General features: G+C 31.4%; 14 protein-coding genes. 7 read left to right on the top strand and 7 right to left on the bottom strand.

Annotated features, from left to right (window positions below; translation table 11 throughout):
- Window positions 1-15: 15 nt before the first annotated feature.
- Window positions 16-1,968: a fructose-specific PTS transporter subunit EIIC gene (locus INR60_RS10740; protein WP_194191531.1), complete on the bottom strand. Its 1,953-nt coding sequence runs from the start codon at window positions 1,966-1,968 to the stop codon at window positions 16-18.
- Window positions 1,969-2,089: 121 nt separating this feature from the next.
- Between INR60_RS10740 and INR60_RS10735 the strand changes: the two genes are divergently transcribed.
- Window positions 2,090-2,821, top strand: coding sequence for a MurR/RpiR family transcriptional regulator (locus INR60_RS10735; RefSeq protein WP_194191530.1), 732 nt, complete (start codon window positions 2,090-2,092; stop codon window positions 2,819-2,821).
- 47 nt (window positions 2,822-2,868) lie between these two features.
- On the opposite strand, the gene INR60_RS10730 is transcribed toward INR60_RS10735, so the two are convergent.
- Genes INR60_RS10730 through INR60_RS10720 form a run of 3 tightly spaced genes read right to left on the bottom strand, consistent with a single transcriptional unit; the run spans window position 2,869 to window position 4,536 of the window.
- Window positions 2,869-3,516 (bottom strand): hypothetical protein, encoded by a 648-nt coding sequence (locus INR60_RS10730; RefSeq protein WP_194191529.1) that lies wholly within the window; start codon window positions 3,514-3,516, stop codon window positions 2,869-2,871.
- Between the two features lie 7 nt (window positions 3,517-3,523).
- On the bottom strand, window positions 3,524-4,276 hold the full coding sequence (locus INR60_RS10725) for a ParA family protein (RefSeq protein ID WP_194191528.1): 753 nt from the start codon (window positions 4,274-4,276) through the stop codon (window positions 3,524-3,526).
- Complete coding sequence (locus INR60_RS10720; protein ID WP_194191527.1) at window positions 4,273-4,536, bottom strand: TIGR04540 family protein; 264 nt, start codon at window positions 4,534-4,536, stop codon at window positions 4,273-4,275. The genes INR60_RS10725 and INR60_RS10720 overlap by 4 nt, the downstream gene beginning before the upstream one ends.
- A 771-nt stretch (window positions 4,537-5,307) precedes the next feature.
- On the opposite strand from INR60_RS10720, the gene INR60_RS10715 reads away from it, so the two are divergent.
- From INR60_RS10715 to INR60_RS10705, 3 genes are all read left to right on the top strand, one after another.
- The gene (locus INR60_RS10715; protein WP_194191526.1) at window positions 5,308-6,993 is read left to right on the top strand and encodes a PTS transporter subunit EIIC; all 1,686 of its coding nucleotides are present in this window, start codon (window positions 5,308-5,310) and stop codon (window positions 6,991-6,993) included.
- A 483-nt stretch (window positions 6,994-7,476) separates the two neighbouring features.
- Window positions 7,477-9,177 (top strand): PTS transporter subunit EIIC, encoded by a 1,701-nt coding sequence (locus tag INR60_RS10710; RefSeq protein WP_194191525.1) that lies wholly within the window; start codon window positions 7,477-7,479, stop codon window positions 9,175-9,177.
- Window positions 9,178-9,273: 96 nt separating this feature from the next.
- Complete coding sequence (locus INR60_RS10705; protein WP_194191524.1) at window positions 9,274-9,804, top strand: dihydrofolate reductase family protein; 531 nt, start codon at window positions 9,274-9,276, stop codon at window positions 9,802-9,804.
- A gap of 45 nt (window positions 9,805-9,849) precedes the next feature.
- Here INR60_RS10705 and INR60_RS10700 read toward each other — a convergent pair whose 3' ends face one another.
- A complete protein-coding gene (locus tag INR60_RS10700) occupies window positions 9,850-11,193 on the bottom strand; it encodes an ABC transporter substrate-binding protein (protein ID WP_194191523.1) in 1,344 nt (447 codons plus the stop codon).
- A gap of 446 nt (window positions 11,194-11,639) precedes the next feature.
- Between INR60_RS10700 and INR60_RS10695 the strand changes: the two genes are divergently transcribed.
- On the top strand, window positions 11,640-13,115 hold the full coding sequence (locus INR60_RS10695; protein ID WP_207729561.1) for a C69 family dipeptidase: 1,476 nt from the start codon (window positions 11,640-11,642) through the stop codon (window positions 13,113-13,115).
- An 11-nt stretch (window positions 13,116-13,126) separates the two neighbouring features.
- Window positions 13,127-13,567 (top strand): hypothetical protein, encoded by a 441-nt coding sequence (locus tag INR60_RS10690; protein WP_194191521.1) that lies wholly within the window; start codon window positions 13,127-13,129, stop codon window positions 13,565-13,567.
- A gap of 58 nt (window positions 13,568-13,625) precedes the next feature.
- Here INR60_RS10690 and INR60_RS10685 read toward each other — a convergent pair whose 3' ends face one another.
- Entirely contained in the window at window positions 13,626-14,036 is a 411-nt protein-coding gene (locus tag INR60_RS10685; RefSeq protein ID WP_194191520.1) for a hypothetical protein, read from the bottom strand.
- A 467-nt stretch (window positions 14,037-14,503) separates the two neighbouring features.
- On the opposite strand from INR60_RS10685, the gene INR60_RS10680 reads away from it, so the two are divergent.
- The gene (locus tag INR60_RS10680; RefSeq protein ID WP_194191519.1) at window positions 14,504-15,319 is read left to right on the top strand and encodes an IS1/IS1595 family N-terminal zinc-binding domain-containing protein; all 816 of its coding nucleotides are present in this window, start codon (window positions 14,504-14,506) and stop codon (window positions 15,317-15,319) included.
- A gap of 457 nt (window positions 15,320-15,776) precedes the next feature.
- Here INR60_RS10680 and dhaT read toward each other — a convergent pair whose 3' ends face one another.
- Window positions 15,777-16,940 carry a 1,3-propanediol dehydrogenase gene (dhaT, locus tag INR60_RS10675; RefSeq protein ID WP_194191639.1) on the bottom strand — a complete coding sequence of 388 codons (1,164 nt, stop codon included), beginning with the start codon at window positions 16,938-16,940 and terminating at the stop codon, window positions 15,777-15,779.
- Between the last annotated feature and the right edge of the window lie 55 nt (window positions 16,941-16,995).

Genomic DNA, 16,995 nt, shown 5'->3' with positions numbered 1-16,995 from the left:
ATCTTTCCTCCGTTATTATCTAGCTTTTTTCTCATCCTTTTTTATGATGTAGTATCTAACAAAAATATTTGCTAGTGCTATAAATACTACACCTACTAATAATCCAACTATATAAGCCCATAAATTTTCAACTAAAGGCCAGCCCCATATTGCAGGAAGTGGATTCCACTGAACTGCACCAAGGCCAACAGCTGTGCAAGCACCTAAGATTGAACCTATAACATTTATAGGGATAGTTATTAGAGGGTTTTTTAGCATAAATGGAATTGCACCTTCACTTACTGCGATAAATCCAAGTAAAATTGAAGTTCCTCCAACTACTCTTAAATTGTCATCAAACACTCTTCTTTTAACGATGTATTTATCTAACACTGTTGCAAGTCCAAGCCCTATTGGCGGAATTACTATAGCTAAAACCCTACCTGTTAGTGGGAATATACCATCTGCTGCAAGCCCTATAGCTATAGCACCAGCTGCTTTATTTACAGGACCTCCTAAATCAAATGCAGTACATGCTGCGATTATTGATACTAAAACAAATGTTCCTGCCCCTGAAAAAGAAGCTATTGCGTTAGAAAGCCAAGCGTTTAATCCTCCAAACACTGGATCTACTAAGTAATAATTTAACAAGAAAACTACAAGTACACTTATACCTGGTAATAAAAGCATTGGTTTGATTGCATTTAGATGTTTGTTTAGTTTAATGTGTTTATTTAAGAAATCAGTAACATATCCTGCAACTAGTCCTAGGATTAAAGCACCTATAAACCCTGAAGGTATTCCTCCTTCAACTCCCCAGAAAGTATAATGAAGACCTCCTGCAAAAGCACCTCCTATAAACCCTGGAACTAAACCTGGTCTATCTGCTATAGAAAATGCAACATAAGCTGAGAATATTGGGTAAATAAATTTAAATATTAAACCACCAAATCTATCTAAGTTAAACAATAATACGTATAAAGGATTACTACTGTCTCCAAGTTTACCTAAATCATTTATAACACCAAGCCCCATAGCTGAAAGCTTAGCTATTCCCATCATAAGACCAGCTGCAACTATTACAGGAATCATATATGATATTCCAGTCATAACAGCTTCCATCATATTAGGAAGTATCCCTTTGCCCTTTTCTTTTTTGCTTTCTTTAAAGTCCGTTTCTCCTTTTGATACTTTACCATCTGGATTATTTAAAACTTTATTTATAAGCTTTTTAGAATCTTTTAAAGGTTCTGCTACCTTTACCTTTACAAAGTTTAATCCGTTATATCTCTCTTCACCTTTAGGTGCAATATCGCAGGCAAAAATAATACCTGAAGCGCCTTTTATTTGTTCTTCTGTGTGTCTATCTTCTATTCCGTTTGCGCCTTGCTTTTCAACTAGTACTTTTACACCCATATTATCTCCAGCTTTTTCTAAAGCTTCAGCTGCCATATAAGTGTGTGCAATTCCAGCTGCACAAGCTGTTATACCTAAAACTGTTTTATTGTAATTTATATCTTCTTTCTTTTTTTCACCTTTATCTAAACAAGCTAAGAATTCTTTTTTAGATTTAGCTTTTTGTAAGTTTAAAGTGAAATCATCATCCATAAGTCTAGTTGATAATTCTGCTAATAATTTTAGGTGAGTTGAGCCAGCTTCTTCTTTAGGAATTGCTAAAAGGAAAACTGTATCTACTTTATTGTTTTCAGTTACACTCTCCCAATCACTTAATTTATTTTTAAGTCTAGCTACTGCAAAAGCTCCCTTTTTAACAGCATCTGTCTTTCCGTGAGGAATTGCTATTCCTCTTTCTAAACCTGTTGGAGAATGTGCTTCTCTCTCCATTACAGCTTCGTAGAATTCTTCTTTAGAATTTAAATTCCCGTTTTCATAAAGCTTATTAATTAATTCTTTAATAACTTCCTCTTTACTATTACATTCAAAATCTAAAAGGATAAGTTTTTCGTTTGTCATATCTTTTAAATTCATTTAATATCCCTCCTTAAAACCTTTACAATTATTTTATATCATATAAAATATAGATATAGTTATACAGTAGATGTACAATTGTACTGTAATATTTTTACATGATATTGAAAGGATTTAACTTATGAATAAATTCATAAATAACTTTAAAGACAAAATCAATAATTTAAGTCATTCTGAAAAATATGTTTTTTATTTTATTAATGAGGATCTAAAAAGAGCTAGTGACATTTCCTTAATAAAAATCGCAGAAATAAATAACGTCTCTACAACTACAATTATTAGGATGTGCAAGAAACTAGGACTTTCAGGATTCTCTCAACTAAAATTCATCATTAAAGAAACTTTAGACTCTGATAAAAACTTTTTAAGTTCTATAGATGAACTTAAAAGTTCTATTACCCGTTCTGTAAATAGTATTAACTTAAATAGTCTACAAAATTTATCAAGAGAAATTAAACTTTCAAATAGAGTAATTATAGTAAGTGTCGGACTTACAAAGCCTATAGGTGAATATTTCTCAAAGCTACTTATGCAAGCTTCAAAACCTACAATGTATGTATATGAATCTCATATAATTGACCTATTAGAAAAAGCTCCCTTTGGAGACTTAATAATATTTTTATCAAATAGCGGTGAAACTAAAACTTTAACTAATCTAGCTCAAAAACTAAGTTACAGAAATATAAAAACCGCCTGCATAGTTAATAACCCAGATTCTACACTTTGGAACCTAGTTACTTTCCCTATTACAACTTATACTGAAAAATCTACCTTAAACGGCTATGATATAACCCCTAGAACTAATCTCATGATTGTAATAGACTTAATTTTTGCATATTATATTGAAAAATAAAACTTATAAAAAAAAAGATATTGCACTAAAATTAGCGCAATATCTTTTTATTTTTCTATTTCAAGATTTTCTAATGCTTGGTCTAATAAAGTTTGAACTAGCTTAGATTTACCCATTCCTGTTATCTTAGAAATTTTTTCAATTTTCTTTATAGTATCATTCATTAGGTAATAAGTTGCTCTCTTAGGAGCTTCAGGTTTTTCTATCTTTTTAATAGTAATTTTAACTGATGCTTCCCTTGATTTTTCTTCTCTATATACAGGCTCGTCCTCTTTATAGACTTCCCTTTTAATAGGTGCTACAGGTTCTACTATTTCCTCTTCGTATTCCTCTAAAGGCTGAGTATTAGAGTTTTTAGAGGATTCGTCTATATATTGAGCTTCTTCTAAACTCTTCAAAGTCTCAACTGCTACTTTTTTTGGTTCTTCTTTTTCTTCTACTATATCACCTGAAGATTTTGCAGGTTTTACAGGTATTTCTACCTCACTACGTGCAGGTTCTTCTTTAATAATTTCTTCTTTTACTACTTGCTTTTTAGCTTTTTTAGCTTTAGGTTTTTTATTTGCAGCAGGTTCTTCATTTTGAACAATGTCATTAACCTTATCTTCTTCCTTGGTTTTGCTTTGCTCTTCTGCCTTTTTTCTTTTAGCTTGCATTTGAGCTTTAAGCATTTCAAAGTTCTGATTAATATCCATCTTTCCTTTAGGCAATGCTTCCCACCAGCCTTTCAAGAACCTTGAAGAATTGGTTAGCTGCTTCTTCATCATATTCAAAAACAGTTTTACCCATTTTTCCAGCTTCAGTTATTTTAACTCTTCTATTAATTGGGTCTGTAACTATTCCTTCATCTCCGAAGAACTCGTGTAAGAAGTTAAGGTTCTCTTTAGCATCCTTTGTTCTTTTATCGTACATGTTTGGAATTATAAGTGAAATCTTTTCAGGAGTTAATCTTAAATCTGAAAGATATTCGTAGATACTTCCGCATGCTCTAACAGCTGCCGCCTCAACTTGAACTGGCATAACTATGTGATCTACATAGCATAAAACTGCATCGTTTATCTTAGTTCTTTGAGGTCCACAGTCAACAATTACGTAATCGTATCCTAAGTCTTCAAGACCCGCTAATTTTTCATTAAGTACTAAATCAATTCTAGTTTCTCTATAAAATTCTGAATTTATTTCTTCTATGTGAGAGTTTGGAATAAGATCTAAACCTTCTCTTGCACTTATTATGCAATCTTTTAAGTCGACGTTGTCTCTTTTATTAATTAAATCATAGAATGTTTTATTATACTTATCTTCTGAAATTCCTAAAAATAAGCTTGAATCATTCTGACCATCTAAGTCAACTAAAACTACTTTAAATCCAAGTTTAGCTAATCCGTGTGAAATTTGTACAGCTACAGTGCTTTTTCCAACACCACCCTTGTTATTTAAAACAGCTACCTTCTTCATTTGTCCCCCCCCTTACTATTCTTACTAAGTATGTTATTTAGGATATCTAACCTAGCCTTACCTAAGATTTGCTTTGGCTTTTGAGCTATAGCCTCCCCTTTATAAAACTTAGTTTTATTTGCTTCTATAACTGAAAGAATTTTTTCTTCTAATTCTGCGTCTTGTACTTTATCTTGAAAATATGCGTCTATATAATCTCTTAAAGCATATCCTAACTCTAATTGATTCTTGTAATATAGCCTTATATCACTTTTTTGCATTATATTATCTTCTCCTCTCTAGCATATTTTGAACATCGTTTAACCTTATTTTATACTAATTTTATCTCTTTTTCAAATACAATTTACATTGATTTTATAACAATTTAAACTAATATTATACATGCTTTTCACCCTTTTCCTCCTCTTTTTAACCGATTTTGAACCTTTATGCATCTATATTTTAACTGTAATTTCTTTATTTTTTCTTTATTTTTAAATTTAATTATTCTAACTTTTATAAATAGCCTACTCCTTGCATTTATTTTTAATATTATGTTTTATATTCTACATATTTTTTAAACATAGCTTTATTTATGTGAAATTTAAAATATTACCTCTTCTATTATTATAAAAGAGTATTTTTTATATATTATTGTTGTATTATCTCTAAAAAAAAATAAACCAAGCTAAACTGCTTGGTTTATTTAAATTAAGTAAAGGAGATCTTCTGCCTAACAAAATCACATCAATATATGTTATTTATATTATTAAAATTTTGTTACAAAAATTTTAAAATAGGTATTTACAACAAAACGTTTTCATGATATTATCTAGGTACAAACTAAATAATTAGCTTGTTACTATTGAATTAGGCAAGACTTAAATGATTCTGTTAAAGCAGTTTTTAAGAGATATTTTATATGTTTATATCTCCTTAAAGCCTGTAGTTTCATTTAAGTCTTTTTTGTTTTGCTTTTTTAAGACAAGCATATATTTTGGTTTACTATTTATTTATTTTTTTATATTAATTTATATAAGGAGGACTTATTTATGTTACAAACGCTTCAAAGAATCGGTAAAGCAATAATGCTTCCAATTGCAGCTTTACCAATCGCAGGTATTTTACTTGGTGTTGGTGGTGCCTTATTAGGTATAGCTGGACTTAAAAATCCACCATCAGTATATGAACCATTAATCTCATTTATAACAATCCCAGCTGTTACAGCAATTTTAACTGTTATGAAAAATGTTGGGGATATAGTTTTTGGAAACCTTCCAATTTTATTTGCTGTAGGTGTTGCAGTTGGTCTTGCTAACAAAGACAAAGGTACTGCAGGTCTTGCTTCAGTATTTGGTTTCTTAGTAATGAATCAAGTTATTTCAACACTTTTAGCTTTAGGTGTTACTCAACTTGGAGTATTAACTCCTGGTAATGTTGGTGAATACGGAACTTACGTTACTACAAACGTTGGTATATTCACACTTAACATGTCAGTGTTTGGAGGTATTATAACTGGTATAATAACTGCAATGCTTCATAACAAGTTCTACAACATTCAATTACCAGCTGTTATCGGTTTCTTCTCAGGTGCTAGATTTGTACCTATAGTTACTGCATTAGTTATGGCTTTAGTTGGTGGAGTTTTAGCATTCGCTTGGCCATTTGTACAAAATGGAATTATGGGACTAGCTAACTTAGTTAAAGAAGCTGGATTTATAGGAACTTTCTTCTATGGAGTAATTGAAAGAGCACTTATTCCATTTGGATTACATCACGTATTCTACACACCATTCTGGTTTGGATCATTCGTTCAAGCAGACGTTATTATAAATGGTGCTAACACTATTATAGATGGTGCTAACACTGCATACTTTGCTCAATTATCAAGCATGTCAGACTTAGTTGGAGCTAGCACTCAAACTATGGCACAAGTAGTTTCAGGAACTACTAGATTTATGGCTGGTAAATTCCCATTCATGATGTTTGGTTTACCTGCTGCTGCATTTGCAATGTACAGATGCGCAAAACCTAGCAAAAAGAAATTAGTTGCATCACTTATGATTTCAGCTGGTGTTACTTCATTCTTAACTGGTATAACAGAGCCACTTGAATTTACATTCTTATTCGTTGCACCTGCATTATACGCTGTACACTGTGTACTAGCTGGTATATCATTTATGCTTATGGATATCCTAAATGTATTTGTTGGTATGACATTCTCAGGTGGATTTATTGACTTCTCACTATTTGGTTTATTACCAGCTGGTGCTGGAGTTCCAACTAACTGGTACTGGATTATTATCGTAGGATTAGTTTACGCTGTTATCTACTACTTCTTATTCACATTCTTAATTAAGAAGTTTAACTTAAAAACTCCAGGTAGAGAAGAAGAAGGAGAAGAAGTTAAATTACACAGCAAAAAAGAATTCCAAGAATCTAAAGGTATTGCACCAAACGGTTCAAAGGAAACTGTTAAAAAATCTGGTAACGAAATAAAAGACAATGCACCACTTGTTTTAGCTGCACTAGGCGGTGAAGAAAACATAGTAAGTGTTGACGCTTGTATCACTAGATTAAGAGTTGAAGTTAAAGATAAATCAAAGGTAGAAAAAGATTCACTTAAAGATTTAGGCGCAGCTGGAGTTGTTGAAGTTGGTAACGGAGTTCAAGCTATCTTCGGAGCTAAAGCTGATGCTTACAAAAACGAAATTAAAGACATTCTAGGAATTGACTAAACTTTGCGCCAATATAATTAGTCAAAACCTTAAATATATAAACCATAAATTTTAAATTGTGTTAAACCCTTTTTGGTAAAGAAGAGCTATTTTATTAGCTCTTCTTTTTTAACGTGTAGAAAATCATAAAAATTATAGTTATCAAGAACTTGAATTTAAATACTTCAATAAGGGTTTTTAAATTAAAAAAGAGAGGTTATTAGATAGCGTGGCTAAAGCCACTTTTTTTAATGTGTAGAATAACATAAAAATTATAGTTATCAAGAACTTGAATTTAAATACTTCATTAAGGGTTTTTAAATTAAAAAAAAGAGGTTATTAGATAGCGTAGCACAGCTACTTTTTTATGTATAAGAAAACTTAGAATTAGATTAAATCTAAAATGTATCCTTTAAATAATGTTTGTATTTAAGTCCTAACTTTTGCGCATACTACCCTTTGTAAAATATTTTATATTTAGATTATTTTAAAGGAGGATTTAAAATGTTACAAACTTTACAAAGAATAGGTAAAGCTATTATGCTACCAATTGCAGCTTTACCTATAGCGGGAATACTGCTTGGAATTGGTGGTGCCTTACTAGGTATAGCTGGACTCGATAATGCCCCTTCCATCTACGAGCCATTAATCTCCTTCGTAAACATCCCAGTAGTTACCTCTATATTAACTATAATGAAAAATATTGGAGATATCGTATTTGGTAACTTACCTTTACTTTTCTCTGTTGGAGTAGCTATCGGTCTTGCAAACAAAGACAAAGGAACAGCAGCTTTAGCTTCTGTTTTTGGATTTCTTATAATGAATCAAGTTATCTCAACACTTCTTTCACTAGGCTACACACAACTAGGTGTAGTAACAAAGGATGCTGTAGGAGATTACGGTGCGTACGTAACTACAAACCTTGGAATCTTTACTCTTAATATGTCTGTGTTTGGTGGTATTATTTCAGGAATTATAACTGCTATTTTACATAACAGGTATCATAGAATAGAACTTCCTCAAATACTTGGCTTTTTTGCTGGAGCTAGGTTTGTCCCTATAATAACTTCAATAGTTATGGCTTTTGTTGGAGCTCTTTTAGCCTTCCTTTGGCCTTTAGTCCAAGATGGTATTTCCCTTCTTGCTGAGTTCGTTCGTGAAGCTGGATTTATAGGAACCTTCTTCTACGGACTTATTGAGAGATCCTTAATTCCATTTGGACTTCACCACGTATTCTATACTCCATTTTGGTTTGGTTCTTTCGTTCAAGCAAACATCCTAGTAGATGGTGCTTGGAAAGTTATAGATGGTGCTAATACTGCATACTTTGCTCAATTATCAAGCCTTAATGATTTAGTTGGTGCAAGTTCTGAAACTATGCGAACTGTAGTTTCTGGAACTACTAGGTTTATGGCAGGTAAATTCCCATTTATGATATTTGGTCTACCTGCTGCCGCTTTTGCTATGTATAGAGCTGCCCTTCCTTCTAAAAAGAAGATAGTAGGTTCACTTCTCCTTTCAGCTGGAATTACAGCTATGCTTACAGGTATTACTGAGCCTATAGAGTTTACATTCCTTTTTGTTGCACCTGCACTTTACGCAGTTCATGCCGTCTTAGCTGGGATATCCTTTTTACTTATGGATATGCTAAACGTATTTGTCGGAATGACTTTCTCTGGAGGTATAATTGACTTTACTTTATTTGGACTATTACCTTCAGGCGCTGGAGTTCCAACTAACTGGCTTATGATAGTTTTAGTAGGTATAGCTTACGCTATAGTTTATTACTTCGTATTCCTTTTCTTAATTAAAAAACTAGATTTAAAAACTCCAGGAAGAGACGAATCTACTGAAGATAAACTTTATAGTAAGGAAGACTTTAGAGAAAAGTCTGGAATCGCAGGCGCAACTGCTGCAGCTGGCGCTGTAGGCTTATCTAGAGCTGCTTCTACTGGAAGTGAAATTAAAGATAATGCACCTTTAGTTTTAGCCGCTTTAGGTGGAGAAGAAAATATCGTAAGTGTCGACGCTTGTATAACTAGGCTTAGAGTTGAAGTTAATGATAAAGGCAAAGTTGATAAAGATGCCCTTAAAGATTTAGGTGCAGCTGGAGTTGTTGAAGTTGGAAACGGAATTCAAGCAATCTTTGGTGCTAAAGCTGATCCTTATAAAAATGAAATTAAAGATATTATAGGTCATGATTAGTAAATATTATTAATAATTTATTATTAATTTACCTCTAGGCTACAAATCATTTAGATGCTATAATAAATGCATTATTGTCGTTTAGGAGGAAGACTTATGGATAAAAGAAAATGTGTACTGTATGTTGCGATGTCTTTAGACGGATATATAGCAGATATTAATGGCGGCGTGGATTGGCTTAATCAAGTTCAAGGCGACGGTAGCGATAATGGTTTTTGTGAGTTTTCTCAAACTGTAGATACTGTAATCATGGGTAGAAAGAGCTATGAGCAAATTTTAACCTTTGGAAACTGGCCATACAAAGATATGGATGCCTATGTATTTTCACAAACTCTAGAAAAGGCTTGTGAGAATATTAAAGTTGTAAACAGAAATGCAGCTGAATTCTTAAAGGACATAAGAAAAAATGACGGTAGGGATATTTGGCTTTTAGGCGGAGCTGAACTTATCGACGAATTTATAAAACAAAACCTAATAGATGAATACATAGTCTCAATAATTCCAACTATACTAGGTGGTGGAATATCTTTATTTAAAGATAATAGACCTTTAACTCAATTAACTTTAATCAAAAAAGAGACTTTTGGAGATATAGTTCAAGTAACTTATATAAGAACGGAAGATTAAAAAAAGCTATTGTACAAATTGTTTGTACAATAGCTTTTTTGTAATTTATTTTCTACCTATTGAAGTAGTAACATCTGCTTGTAATTCTTTTACAAGAGTATCTGCGTCTTTTATGTCGCCTTTCATAAATGCATCATATTTTTCCATAGCTACATTTCTAGCTGATTGAGCATTGTTTACAGCTGGTGTGTAGTAAGAATACTCTAAAGATTTTTGAGCTACTGGATAAATTGCACCGTATAATGAATCCTTTTTCTCTATAGCCTTTTTAACTACATCTGTATCTGCTGATGATTTTCTAACTGGTAAGTATCCAGTTTCTACAGCGAATTTTGCACTGTTTTCTTTGTTTGTCATGAATTTGATGAACTCATAAGCTGCATATTGCTGTTCTGCTTTAACATCGTTTGTTACAAATAATGAAGCACCTTGTTGGATAACTGCATTTTTCTTATCTTTAAATACTGGGGCTTCAACTACAGCGATTTCAAACTTACCATCAGTTTTAATATGTGATGCACCCGCTGTTGAACCTTGGTACATTAAAACTTTTTGGTTTGAGAAAGGACCTGAAAGGTATTTATCTTCTCCTGGAATTCTTAAATATCCTTTTTGGTTGTTTTCTTGGTAGAATTTCATAAATTCTTTAACCCAATCGTTATCTACATTAACTTTACCGTCTATTTCAACGAAATCTTTTCCATCCATTTTTAATGATGAAATGAAAGCATTTGAACTACTATCAAAACCGAATCCTGGAATATCTAGTTTCTCTTTTGCTTTTTTAGATACTTCAATTAATTTGTCCATTGTCATGTTTTGAATATCTTCTACTTTATATCCAAGCTTTTCTAAAAGAGTTTTGTTAACATAAACTACTTCTGTAGATTTTGTTAAAGGCATTCCATATTGCTTGCCTTCCCATTGACTAACTTCTTCTACAAATGATGGAATAAAGTCGTTTTTAATATCTTCTGCCATACCTACTTCAGGACTATTTACATACCCTGATAAATCAAAAATTTTCCCACCTTCAATTAAACCAGTAACTACGTCTGGATAAACGTTTATTATAGCTGGTAATGAATTTGATTGTGATGCTGTTACAACCTTTTTATTTAAGTCTGGAATAGAACCTTGGCTTACACCCTTAACAGTTATATTTTTACCATTAGTTTTATTGAACTCATCAATAAGACCATTTAATACTTCCTGTTGTTTTCCATTCATGTAGTGCCACATTTCAATAGTTACAGGTTCTTTTATTTCAGTTACTAACTTAGTAGTATCTTTATCAGAAGAACCTTCCTTTTTGTCACTACCACAGCCTACAAAAATAGAAGCTGTCATAACAGTTGCAAGTGCCATTGCTAAAAATTTTCTTTTCATACCTTCACTTCTCCCCTTAAGATATTCAATTTATATTATAATTTTTAATTATAATCTTCCCATTTCTTTGATATAACCCTTACTGCGTTTAAACTATATGTAGTAATAAATAATGAATTTTAACCATATCTTGTATTTCTTTAAAAATCCATTCTTTAAATTCATTTTAATTTAACAAATTGTGACATGTCAATGAATTTGTTAATATTTTGTTCATATATAGCGAACATTTAACATTTTCTGTGCTTTTTATAAAGGTATTGTATTTATTTTGAAATTTTTCCCTCACTTTTATATAAATTAGACAAATTTTTAAAAGATATTTTTTATAAAATTTTCTCTTTAAACTTTAAAAGCAAAACTTAGTGTAAACGTTTATTATTTTTGTTGTTTTGATAATTTTAGAGGAATAAAATTAAATTACAGAAGGTATGAGAGGTGATAGTATGTTAAAAAAATTTTTAATTTCACTTATTTCTACATTAATTATAACTGCAACAATTCCTCTTGCAACTTATGCTTGCACTACTGTTTTAGTCGGCAAAGATGCAACTATAGATGGTTCTACAATTATAGCTAGAAATGAGGATGCTAAAACTGCTTGGACTAAAAGATTTGTAGTAGTTCCAAGTGAAACTTTTAAAGATGGTGATATGTACGTATCTAAAGGAAATGGATTTACATACCCTATGCCAAAAGAAACCCTTAAATACACAGCAACTCCCGATTGGGATCAAAGTGCTGGTAACTATTATGAAGATGGGATAAATACTAATGGTGTTTGCGTTAGTGCTACTGAAAGTGCTACTGCAAACGATAAAGCTTTAAAGGCTGACCCCTTAGTAGAAAATGGTATTGGGGAAGATTCTATAGCTACAATCCTTTTAGGAAGAGCTAAAACTGCAAGAGAAGGAGCTGAGCTTCTAGGAAAAATAATAGAAACTAAAGGAGCTAGTGAAGTTAACGGAACTATAATATCTGATAAAAATGAAATATGGTATGTAGAAAATGGTTCTGGACACCACTGGGTAGCTAAAAGGGTTCCTGATGATTGCTACGCAGTTATTCCAAACAAACTAGTTATAGGAAACGTTGATTTAAATGATACTGAAAACTTTTTAGGTTCTAAAGATTTAATAGAATTTGCAAAAGACAATGGGCTTTATAATGACAAAACTGATGGCGGATTTAGCTTTAAATTAGCTTATGGGACTGACAATGAAGAAGATGTAAAATATAATTATCCAAGGATGTGGGATGGTCAAAGAATTTTAACTCCCTCAAAGGAGCAAAAAATCACAAGCCATGATTTTGAAACTTTTTTAAAACCTGATCAAAAAGTTTCTATAGACGATGTTAAAACCGTCCTTCGTTCTCACTTTGATGGAACTCCTTATGATCCGTTTGGAGAATACAAGGATCAATATAGACCGATAAGTGTTCCTCAAACTATGGAATCACACATACTTCAATGTAAACAAAACTTACCTAAAGAAGTGGGCTGTATTCAATACTTAGCTTTAGGAGTATCAGATAGAAGCACTTATGTTCCTTTTTACTCTGGTATAACAGAAACACCTAAAGATTATCAAAAAGGAACTGACAAGCCTGATGATGAATCAGCTTATTGGACTTACAGAAAGTCTGCAGCTATGACTAAGCCTTATTATGATAAGTTCCAAGGAATGTATACTAAACCTTTAAGTACTGCTTTAGAGTCAAAACTTGATGAAGAATTAAATAAAAATACAGAGCACTTTAAAGATTTAGTTAAAAAAGATCCTAAAAAAGCTTCTGAAGAGATGAACAAATATACTGAAAAAATGGCAAATTATGCTCAAGAGAAAACTAAAGAGTTAAATGATAAATTAATCGTTGCAACTACTGCCCAAACTCCTGTTAAGCATAATTCTAAATTATAGGGGGGATTTTTATGAAAAATACTAGATTTAATAAAAAAGCTTTATTTTTAGTTTTATGTCTTTCTATTTTTTCTTTTGGGTTAGTTGGCTGCGAAACTTCTGGTATAACTGTTGATACTGTAAAAGAATCAATAGATAAATTACCAAGTCCAGCTTATCTTACTGAAAACCAAAAGTCAGAAGTAGATAAGGTAAATGAAGATTTTGAAAAGTTATCTAAAGAAGACCAAGATAAGGTATCTAACAAAGAAAAACTATTAGTATCTTTAGCTACATTAAAAGCATACGGAGAAACTAAAGAATCTGTAGATAATGACTTTAAAATAGCAGATGAATTTAATACAAAACTAGAAAATGTTACTGATAAAAATAAAGATGCTCTAAAAAAAGAATATGAAAACTTAACTCCTGCACAAAAAACTTTAATAGTTAAAGATATTAATAACTTATAATATAGCATCTATATTTATCTTAAAAGAGAAAATGTTTAAGTACATTTTCTCTTTATTTTTAATAATCTTTAGAAAAAATAAGAATCGCTTCAACTTTACTATTAGGTTCTTCTTTATAATCAGGTGCATAAATGCTTATACCGAATTTTTTTGAAGTAATCCCTTCATCGTATTCAATTTCGTTATCACTATTTTTAAGCAACTTCTCTATTTCTTTAAATGTCATATTAAATAAATCTTTATCTTGGAAATAAACACTATTATCTTCTTGAAATATTTCTATACCTTGACATATATATTCATCATCATAATATATATGAAATTTTTCAAAGTCATCTGTAATTACACTATCTTCATCAGTCTTTACAAATTTAAATGGTTTAATAGAAACTATCGCTTCTATCTCCTTACTAGTCATATTAAATAGTATTGGTTTAGCTCCTTTAAATGGTTCTACTATAAATTTCAAACTTCCTACCACTCCTTTAAATAGTATCAAATTTCATTAGAACTTAGATTTATCATATAATTTATTCACTTTAAATAATATACTCGACAAGAGCCAGAACTATCAAAGTTAAATCCAATTATGCCAATATTTAAGGTAATACCACTAAATCTTCTTCTCATATGTTTAATAAACTTTTTAATCATATGGCATCCCTCCTTATTTTTCTGTACTATTTTTGACTCTTGTAAGGTATGCCCCTTGCCCAATATACTCAATACCATTTTAACATAATATTCCTTTTTTAAAATAGTATGTTAAATATTTAAAGGCACCTCCACTAATATACTTTTTTAGTAATTCTCAATTCCACTACAACATTGTTTTGCTTCTTTGTTGGTATTTTCCCAAAATCACCTGAATAAAGGCACTTTTTTATGTCCATAATCAAAATAACTAAAAATTACAGAATTTTTCGAGGTGAGATTATGGTACATACATCGGCTTGTCCCCATTGTGATTCAAAACATTTTATTAAATACGGTAAATATAGGAATATCCAAAGGTACCAATGCAAAGATTGTCTTAAAACCTTTAATGAAGGAACAGGACTTGTCTGGCATAACACTAGAAAAAGCGTAAACCTTTGGGATAAATACACTCGTCTTATGTTATCTGGGGCTACTATAAGAGATTGCGCAGATAGATTAAATATTTGTATAGAAACATCGTTTAGATGGAGACATAAAATACTTAAACATATAGAAACTTATACAGATTCTAGAAGAACTCATATAGTTACAGCTATGAGACATCCTAAGTTCTTAGAAAACTTTAAGGGGCAAAAGACTCCCCCTGTCTGCACTATCTCTAGAAGAAAAAATATCTTCGTAGCTACTACTATTAATAAAAACAATTACTCTCTAGCTAAGATATCCTTTGATTCTATGAGCCCTACAAAGGAATCTATAGAGAATTTATTAAATGAGTTTAATCCTGTATTTAATACTTACTTTTTACCAGGTAAAGATAGATTTTCTTATCTTGTATCAAAAAAATTAAACTACGCTCTTCATAAAAATAAAGAATTAGAAATTTCTAAAGAAGAAAGTGAAACTTTACTTAGTAGTTGTTCTGATTTTATATTGAATTTAAGAAGATGGCTTAGAAAATTCAGAAGCGTTGCTACAAAATATCTTCAAGTTTATTTGAATTGGTTTGTTTATATTTACGAAGGATCCTATGAAAAACATACTATTTTATCTAATCTTATTAGTTCTATTTTTTGTATAAAAGTAATTTAGTTTTACTTTTACTTTAATCCTAATATAAGTATGCTTCAATAGCTTGTCCTTAGCGTAACTACTTGTCTACTATGATTCAGTTTTTATAGTTTGTCTAAATAATTTTTACTTGTCCAAAACATCAAAAATTTACCCACATATAGCGAAAATCCCTTGTACCAATAATTTCTCGTAACAATGGTGTAGTTTTTTTGAATTTAAAATTTTTTTATTATTCCATAGAGAATGCTATTATTTAAGCCCTATGCTACAGCTAAGCACTGGTAGTTTTAAATCATAAAATCTTTTAATTTAACTAACCCCTTTTCTACAAATTCTTATACTTTAAAATACATAAAAACCACCTTGCGTAAATCAAAGTGGTTTTATGTTTGTTGTTATATGTTGTTGTTGTTTAAAATCTATATATCGTGCGTTATTTTTAATTTATTAATGTTTACTTTAAGCTATTTTCCAATTAGAATGCAGCTTTGAATATTTCAACGATGTCTCTTTCGTTACCTTTTCTTGGGTTTGAGAAAGCATTTCCATCTTTAAGTGCCATTTCAGCCATGTATTCGAAATCTTCTTCTTTGATTCCTTTATCTCTTAATCTAGCTGGGATTCCGATATCTTGTGATAATCTGAACATAGCATCGATTGCTTTTTGTGCAGCGTCCATTACTGATAATCCAGTGATGTTTTCTCCCATAAACTCAGCTATATCAGCGAATTTTTGTGGGTTGGCTATTAAGTTGTATTTACATACGTGTGGTAATAACATAGCGTTTGCTACTCCGTGTGGCATGTCATATAATCCACCTAATTGGTGAGCCATAGCGTGAACATATCCTAAGTTTGCATTGTTAAATGCCATACCTGCAAGTAATGAACCGTACGCCATGTTTTCTCTAGCTACTAAGTTTTCTCCTAGTGCTACAGCTTGTCTTAAGTTTTGTGATATTAATTTGATAGCTTGGATAGCAGCAGCATCTGTTACAGGGTTAGCATCTTTTGATACGTAAGCTTCAACAGCGTGAGTTAAAGCGTCCATTCCTGTTGCAGCAGTTAATCCAGCAGGTTTTCCAACCATTAATATTGGGTCGTTTATTGAAACTTGAGGAAGGTTTCTCCAGCTTACGATAACGAATTTAACTTTAGTTTTTGTGTTTGTGATAACGCAGTGTCTTGTAACTTCTGATGCAGTTCCAGCAGTTGTGTTTACAGCAACGATTGGAGGTAATGCATTAGTTAAAGTTTCTATACCTGCATAGTCATATAAATCTCCTTCGTGAGTTGCAGCGATACCGATTCCTTTACCACAGTCGTGTGAGCTTCCTCCACCAACTGTTACGATCATATCACAGTTTTCCTTTTTGAATACTTCTAATCCATCTCTTACGTTAGTATCTTTTGGATTTGGCTCTACTCCATCATAGTAAGCAACTTCTATTCCTGCTTCTTTAAGGTATTTCTCTGTTAATTCAACAGCTCCACCTTTCATGCTTCTTAAGAATTTATCTGTAACTATAAGAGCTTTTTTTCCACCCAAGATTTTACATCTTTCTCCAACTACAGTTATTGAGTTTGCTCCCATAAAGTTTACGCTTGGTACTAAATAATCATACATTCTCATTTTTATTTCCTCCATTTTATCTGTTATTTATATAAATTAAAATATATATTAGCTTAAATTA

This window comes from Clostridium chrysemydis, assembly GCF_015234215.1.
Classification (GTDB): Bacteria; Bacillota; Clostridia; order Clostridiales; family Clostridiaceae; genus Clostridium; species Clostridium chrysemydis.
Note: the sequence above shows the minus strand (reverse complement) of the source record. Positions and strands in the feature narration are given on the sequence as shown.